This window comes from Carnobacterium sp., assembly GCF_032094055.1.
GTDB lineage: Bacteria > Bacillota > Bacilli > Lactobacillales > Carnobacteriaceae > Carnobacterium_A.
Map to the genome: position 1 here is coordinate 15,097 of NZ_DAMDAK010000036.1, position 7,546 is coordinate 22,642.

At 36.5% G+C, this 7,546-nt stretch carries 8 protein-coding genes and 1 pseudogene; 7 read left to right on the forward strand and 2 right to left on the reverse strand.

From position 1 onward, the window contains the following. Both RT405_RS07160 and RT405_RS07165 read right to left on the reverse strand, forming a co-directional pair. Positions 1–337, reverse strand: a pseudogene (locus RT405_RS07160) (5'-3'-deoxyribonucleotidase); the annotation flags it as partial. 28 nt (positions 338–365) lie between these two features. Continuing rightward, a complete protein-coding gene (locus RT405_RS07165; RefSeq protein WP_313468759.1) occupies positions 366–1,079 on the reverse strand; it encodes a GntR family transcriptional regulator in 714 nt (237 codons plus the stop codon). A 148-nt stretch (positions 1,080–1,227) separates the two neighbouring features. Between RT405_RS07165 and RT405_RS07170 the strand changes: the two genes are divergently transcribed. From RT405_RS07170 to RT405_RS07200, 7 genes are all read left to right on the forward strand, one after another. After that, positions 1,228–3,000, forward strand: coding sequence for a beta-galactosidase (locus tag RT405_RS07170; RefSeq protein ID WP_313468761.1), 1,773 nt, complete (start codon positions 1,228–1,230; stop codon positions 2,998–3,000). Between the two features lie 20 nt (positions 3,001–3,020). After that, positions 3,021–3,506, forward strand: a complete 486-nt coding sequence (locus RT405_RS07175; RefSeq protein WP_313468763.1) for a PTS system mannose/fructose/N-acetylgalactosamine-transporter subunit IIB — start codon at positions 3,021–3,023, stop codon at positions 3,504–3,506. 21 nt (positions 3,507–3,527) lie between these two features. Further along, positions 3,528–4,415, forward strand: coding sequence for a PTS sugar transporter subunit IIC (locus tag RT405_RS07180; RefSeq protein WP_313468764.1), 888 nt, complete (start codon positions 3,528–3,530; stop codon positions 4,413–4,415). After that, the gene (locus RT405_RS07185; RefSeq protein WP_313468766.1) at positions 4,402–5,172 is read left to right on the forward strand and encodes a PTS system mannose/fructose/sorbose family transporter subunit IID; all 771 of its coding nucleotides are present in this window, start codon (positions 4,402–4,404) and stop codon (positions 5,170–5,172) included. The genes RT405_RS07180 and RT405_RS07185 overlap by 14 nt, the downstream gene beginning before the upstream one ends. A 24-nt stretch (positions 5,173–5,196) precedes the next feature. Then, positions 5,197–5,604 carry a PTS fructose transporter subunit IIA gene (locus tag RT405_RS07190; RefSeq protein WP_313468768.1) on the forward strand — a complete coding sequence of 136 codons (408 nt, stop codon included), beginning with the start codon at positions 5,197–5,199 and terminating at the stop codon, positions 5,602–5,604. Positions 5,605–5,627: 23 nt separating this feature from the next. Further along, on the forward strand, positions 5,628–6,806 hold the full coding sequence (locus RT405_RS07195) for an SIS domain-containing protein (protein ID WP_313468770.1): 1,179 nt from the start codon (positions 5,628–5,630) through the stop codon (positions 6,804–6,806). A 22-nt stretch (positions 6,807–6,828) separates the two neighbouring features. Next, positions 6,829–7,546: N-acetylglucosamine-6-phosphate deacetylase (locus tag RT405_RS07200; RefSeq protein ID WP_396163440.1), on the forward strand; the 718-nt coding region annotated here is incomplete at its 3' end.

Sequence of the window (7,546 nt, forward strand, 5' to 3'; positions counted from 1 at the left end):
TTTCGATAAAAGGAAACTTATCTTGCAGCCAATAAAATTTATCGTCAAAACTATTGGGAAAGTCCATTGCTGCTGAAGTGATAAAGACTTCATGACTTAGCATTAATTCTTTTATCACCTCTTGTGCATCCTCAATAACAGGAAGGTCTTTAAAGAAGCCTTTTGTATTTCGAATAAATTTCATGATTTTATCTGTTTCGGGATAAATCTCACTCACATATTGGTCATTTAAGTCACTTAACTGGAGATTTGATTCATAGAGATCATTGTACATCTGCAGATCTTTATAATAGAAATCTGCTATTACTTCATCCATATCAATGGCAATTCTTAACATAGTTTCCCTCCTAGATCATAACATTCAACTATTGTTGATCATTAAAAGTGGATAATTCAATTTTATAATAATTCCACTTTTTGTAGCTGACAACGATTTCAGCCACAGTTCCGTCTTGTAAAATAGTTTTCTTGTCTTGGCGTACGGTAGGCTCGTTTTTTTTCATTAGCAAAACATCTGCAATATCTTTTTCAGTTGGAAAGAAAATTTCATTTGTTTCTTTTGAAGCTTGATCATACATACGAATATTAAAATCACTTTTAAAACGGTTATAAATAGAATCATAGTAGGCTAAATTAGGGATATTTTTTTTAATGAATTGGCTGGGAATATAGGAAAAATGGACTAGAAAAGGGTCTTCGTCTACTTTTCGCACGCGTGTGATTTTATAGTAGCTCTCATTTTTTAGTAATCTTAACTCTTTACGCATATCAGGTTCATTTTCTTCTTCAATGCTTAAAACTTCTACAGTTTCTGTTTTACCTGCAAAAACTTCAATATCTGAAAATTCAACTAAAGTTCTTTTACGTGAGCGAGAGACATACGTTCCTTTTCCCTGATACCGTACTAAGTATCCTTCGTTGGCTAATTCCTGTATGGCTCTGATAACCGTAATAGAACTTACGTTGTAAAGCTTTACTAATTCTGCTTCACTATAAAAGCGATCGCCATGTTCAAATTCGCCTACTTCAATTTTTTTGAGTAAATCATTTTTAATTTGTTGGTATTTTGGAATTTTCATTATGGTCTCCTTTCTGAACAGTTCCTCTTAATATATTAACTGATATCGTTTAAATGTGCCAATTTATTTTTCTTTTAAAAAAAGTTTGACAAGATTAACTTAATATATTAATATACTAACTGTAAACGTTTTAGGAGAGGTGTAAATAATGAAGAAATTTGAAGTACAAGAAGATTTTTTGTTAGACGGTAAACCTTTTAAGATCATGTCTGGAGCCATTCACTATTTTAGAGTTTTACCAGAGGATTGGTACCATTCGTTGTATAATTTGAAAGCGCTTGGTTTTAATACAGTAGAAACATATATTCCATGGAATGTGCATGAACCCAAAGAAGGTGAGTACGATTTTTCAAGTCGTTATGATATAAAACGATTTGTAAAAACTGCAGCAGAGCTGGATTTGTTTGTCATTCTTCGTCCTTCTCCTTATATATGTGCGGAGTGGGAATTTGGTGGATTGCCAGCTTGGCTGCTGCCTTATAGGGATATGAGAATACGTTCATCAGATCCTACTTTTATAGAAAAAGTGTCACGTTATTATGAAAAACTTTTTGAAGTCATTACTCCGCTGCAACTTGATCATGGCGGTCCCGTTATTATGATGCAAGTAGAAAATGAATACGGTTCTTATGGTGAGGACAAAGAGTACTTAAAGCTGTTGTATAACCTGATGCTTAAGTTAGGAGTAACAGTCCCTATATTCACATCAGATGGAGCTTGGAGAGCTACACAAGAAGCGGGAACGTTGACAGAAGCGGATATTTTAACAACAGGAAATTTTGGTTCTCGCTCAAAAGAGAACTTTAAAGATCTAAAAGATTTTCATGAGTCAAAAGGGAAAAAGTGGCCATTGATGTGTATGGAATTTTGGGATGGCTGGTTTAATCGATGGAATGATCCAATCATAAAGAGAGACGAACAAGATTTGGCTCATGATGTAAAAGAAGCATTAGAAATTGGAAGCGTTAATCTATACATGTTCCATGGCGGGACCAACTTTGGATTGATGAATGGTTGTTCTGCAAGGGGACAAAAAGACCTTCCGCAAGTAACGTCATATGATTATGATGCACCATTAGATGAACAAGGAAATCCAACGAAGAAATACTATGCTTTACAAAAAATGATGCAAGAACTATTTCCAGATATTCAACAGCAAGACCCCTTAGTGAAAGATAGCATGGAACTCAAAGCTATTTCATTGGATGGAAAGGTTAGCTTATTCTCCGTTATTGATGAAATCGTTGAAAAACAGCAATCTAAGTATCCTAAAACAATGGAAGAATTAGGTCAACAATATGGTTACACGCTTTATAGAAGCCATGTAAAAAAAGACAGCAATGAAGAATTCTATCGTGTAATAGACGGTAGTGACCGCATTCAATTCTTTTTTAATGAAGAAAAAAAAGCTACTCAATACCAAGAAGAAATTGGAGAAAAAATTAATGTTGTAACAAGCGAAAATCTCAATCAGTTGGATATTTTAGTAGAAAATATGGGCCGTGTAAATTATGGACATAAACTTTTAGCGAATACTCAACAAAAAGGGATTAGAACAGGAATTATGTCTGATTTACACTTTATTTTGGATTGGGAACAGTATTGTTTAGAATTCTCTAAACCCTTAGCAATAGATTACAGCAAAGAATGGAAGGAGAATACTCCTTCATTTTATAAATATACCGCTGTTATTGATGAACCAGAAGATACTTTTGTAAATATGGAGTCATTTGGAAAAGGAATCGTGCTGATTAATGGATTTAACATCGGACGCTATTGGAATGTAGGACCAACATTGTCTCTATATATCCCAAAATCTCTTTTACAAAAGGGAGAAAATGAAATCGTTGTTTTTGAGACAGAAGGTATCTGGTCTGAAACAATAAGCTTAGAAAAAGAACCCAAATTTAAAAAACTTTAAAAATTAGGAGGAAGATTAAGATGAGTATCACTGCTGTAAGAATAGATGGAAGATTAATACATGGACAAGTAGCTAATTTATGGACTACAAAACTAGATATCAGTCGCATCATGGTGGTAGACGATAGTGTTTCCAATAACGCAATTGAAAAGAGTGGACTGAAGTTAGCAACTCCAGCGGGGGTAAAACTCAGTATTTTACCAATAGAAAAAGCAGCTGCTAATATTCTAGCTGGAAAGTATGACTCCCAACGGCTGTTAATCATTGCGAAAAAACCAGATCGTTTATTAAAATTGGTTGAATTAGGCGTACCCATTAAAGAAATCAATGTTGGAAATATGTCACAAACGGATGGATCAAAATCTGTTACGAGATCTATCAATGTTATCGATGAAGACATTGAAACTTTCAAGAAACTGGATGAAAAAGGCGTGAAATTGGTATCGCAAATGGTACCAAGTGATCGTGCAGAAAACTTTATGTCTTTATTAAAAGAACACATTTAAAAAATAGAGGAGGAAAAAATAATGGCAGTTGCATGGTGGCAAATTATATTGTTAACGCTTTACGCAGGGTATCAAATTTTAGATGAACTACAAGTTTACACGGGGCTTGCTCAACCAGTATTTGCTGGTTTAATAGCCGGATTGATCATGGGAGACGTTACAACTGGACTTATTATTGGTGGAAGTATGCAATTAACAATTTTAGGCGTGGGAACGTTTGGCGGTTCTTCAAGAATTGATGCCAACTCTGGTACTGTATTAGCTACAGCTTTTTCAGTAGGAATCGGCATGAATCCTGAACAAGCAATAGCAGCGATTGCTGTTCCAGTAGCTGGTTTAATGATTCAAATGGATATTTTAGGCCGGTTTGCCAATACATTCTTTGCACATCGTATTGATGCAAAAATTGAGGAAATGGACTACAAAGGGATCGAACGGAACTATTTGATGGGTGCTCTTTCTTGGTCATTATCTAGAGCTATCCCGGTATTATTAGCTTTAAGTTTTGGTGGAAGTTTTGTCAATTCTATCGTTGATGTGTTAAACAATCAATTGCAATGGTTAGGAGATGGATTATCAGTAGCCGGAGCTGTTCTACCTGCTGTTGGTTTCGCAATTTTACTAAGATACTTACCAGTGAAAAAGCATATGCCTTACTTGATTTTAGGTTTTGTTATTACTGCATTGTTTACAACAGTATTTGGAAATATCCAACTACTTGGCGGATCTGTAGCTGGCGTAGTGGATGATTTTGCAAATAACTTTACAGGCATGCCGATGTTAGCTATTGCCTTGATAGGATTTGCTCTTGCCTTTAGAGAGTACAAACGGACTTCAGAAACGCCAAAAATTCAACAATTTAATGGTTCAGCATCAGAGGAAGGAGAAATAGACGATGACGAAATCTAACTATAAATTAACCAAAAAAGACTTTAACCAAATTAACAGAAGAAGCTTGTTTGGTTTTCAACTAGGTTGGAACTATGAACGAATGCAAGGGTCTGGCTATCTATATACTATTTTGCCTCAATTAAGAAAAATTTATGGTGATGGTACACCGGAACTAAAAGCAATGATGAAAACACACTCACAATTTTTTAATACGAGTAACTTTTTAAACACGATCATTACAGGGATCGATATGGCGATTGAAGAAGAAGAAGGTGTTGATGCACGAGAAACAGTGGCTGGGATTAAAGTTGGTTTAATGGGTCCGTTTGCTGCAATTGGAGACTCGATTTTTGGTGCCTTATTGCCTACGATTTTTGGAGCACTAGCTGCCAACATGGCAGTCAACTTTGGAGTTATGTTTTTCCGGTGGAAACAAATTGAAATTGCGCATAAAGAAGGAGTTTCTTTAGTTACAACAATGCAAAGCCGGCTAACTGCTATTACAGATGCAGCCACCCTATTAGGAGTATTCATGGTTGGCGCACTGGTAGCGACGATGATTAACGTTCATTTATCTTGGACACCAGCTATTGGTGACTTAGTGATTGATGTCCAAAATAACGTAGATATGATTATGCCTCGTCTCTTACCAGCAGCAATTGTTGGAGCTGTTTACTGGTTGTTGGGTAAAAAGAACATTACTTCTACTAAAGCAATCTTTATCGTATTAGTCGTATCTGTTGCCTTATCAGCATTAGGTGTAATTGCAAAATAAGAAACAAGTAAAGGAATGAAGAGAATGAACAATTTAATATTGGTAAGTCACGGAGATTTCTGTAAAGAATTAAAAAATAGCGCAGAAATGATTTTAGGGCCACAAGAAAACATTTACACGGTCTCTTTATTGCCAAATGAAGGTGAAAAAGAATTTTCCGAAAAATTTGAAGCCATTACTCAACATTTAGATGGTGACTATACGGTATTTGCAGATTTAATGGGTGGTACTCCCTGCAACATTGCTGCTAAAAAAATCATGAATGGGTCTGCCTTTAATTTATATGCAGGAATGAATATGCCGATGATTATTAGTTTTGTAAATGCCTCACTTGTTGGAAACACGCAAACTTTCGTGACCGATGCACGAGAGAGTATTGTGAAAGTGAATGATTTATTAGCCGTTGGTAACTTTGACGAAGAAGACGAATAGAATGGAAATGGAGTCGAAATTACATGCAACTATTTACGAAATCGAAAAGTGAACTGAAGGATTTGGGAGCATCGATCACAACAAAAGAGATTCAACAACAACCGGAACTCTGGATCGAAGCCTGGGAAGCTTATCAAAAACAAGAAGAAAAAATTCAATCCTTTTTAGAAAAGATAAAAAAAGAAGCGACAGGGAAAATTCGTGTTGTGTTTACCGGAGCAGGAACATCAGCTTATGTTGGCGATACAATTGTGCCTTATTTAAACCAAACAGGCGATTCGCGTACTTTTTTGTTTGAAAGTATTGCGACAACAGATATTGTTGCTTCTCCGAAAGCCTACTTGCATGAAGAAGACTGGACGATTCTAGTTTCATTTGCGCGCAGTGGAAATAGCCCGGAAAGCATTGCAACAGTTGATATTGCGAATAAAGTCGTTAAAAATATCCGGCACATCACCATTACATGTGCTGCAGAAGGTTCTCTAGCTAAAACGGCTTCTCAAGACGCAGAAAACCTTTTGTTATTGATGCCGGAGCGCTCAAATGATCAAGGATTTGCTATGACAGGCAGCTTTACTTGTATGTCCTTGACCTCTTTATTGGTTTTTGACCAATCTACTGCAGCAGATAAAGAACAATTTGTTACAACAGCGGTAAAAATGGGGAAAGAAGTAGTTGATCAAGAAGAAAACCTTTCTACTATTTTAGCAGCTGATTTTAACCGAATCGTTTATTTAGGATCTGGTAGTTTGGCAGGCTTAACACGTGAAGCACAATTGAAAGTACTGGAACTCACAGCAGGAAAAATCTCGACTATGTTCGATTCTTCAATGGGCTTTAGACATGGACCTAAGTCATTTGTTGATGAAAAAACACTTGTCTTTGTTTTCGTCAACAATAATCCTTACACTCGTCAATATGATCTAGATATTTTAAAAGAGATTCACCTGGATCAAATTGCGAATCAGACCATTGCCATTGCTCAATCACTGGAAGAGACAGACTTTGAAGGTGAAGCGTTCAGATTTGACCAGAACCACGCTTTATTGCCTGAAGGTTATCTTGCGTTACCATTTATTATGGCAGCACAGACAGTATCTTTATTGTCTTCTGTTAAAGTTGGAAATACTCCAGATACTCCTTCTGCCTCTGGAACTGTAAACCGTGTTGTCAAAGGAGTAACGATTCATCCATACGAATAGTGTAGGATAAAAGAGAAAAGGGATGAGAGAATTGGAAAATTATTACATTCATGCAAGTCGTTTCTTTCTACCAGGAGGAATGGAGCGAGAAGGTTACTTATCTGTAGTTGATGGAAAATTTGGCGCTTATTTTAAAACAGTGCCTGACAAAACTGCCAAAATACTTGATTATGCTGGGAAATGGATCGCTCCTGGTCTAGTGGATACCCATGTTCATGGGTTTAAAGGTCACGATGTAATGGACAATGACTTTGAGGGGCTCAATACCATGTCTGAAGGCTTATTGAGCTGTGGTGTAACTTCTTTTCTTCCGACTACATTATCTTCAGACGTTGAGACACTAAATCAAGTCAGCCAGATGATCGGTGAACGTTACCAAGAGGTAAATGGCGCTAAAATTCGAGGTATTTTCTTTGAAGGTCCTTTCTTTACTGAAGAACACAAAGGTGCGCAAAATCCTAAATATTTTGGTGATCCTGACATTGATATTTTTTATCACTGGCAAGAACTTTCAGGTGGATTGATTAAAAAAATAGCCATTGCTCCTGAAAGAGAAGGTGCAGCTTACTTTACTGAACAGCTTTCTAAAGATGGTGTGGCTGTGGCTCTTGGGCATAGTTCGGCTACTTATGCACAAGCTAAAAACGTGGTTTCTTCAGGTGCTTCTATTTTTGTTCATACCTATAATGGAATGAGTGGCTTGAATCATCGAGAACCAGGAATGGCTGGCGCAGCTATGG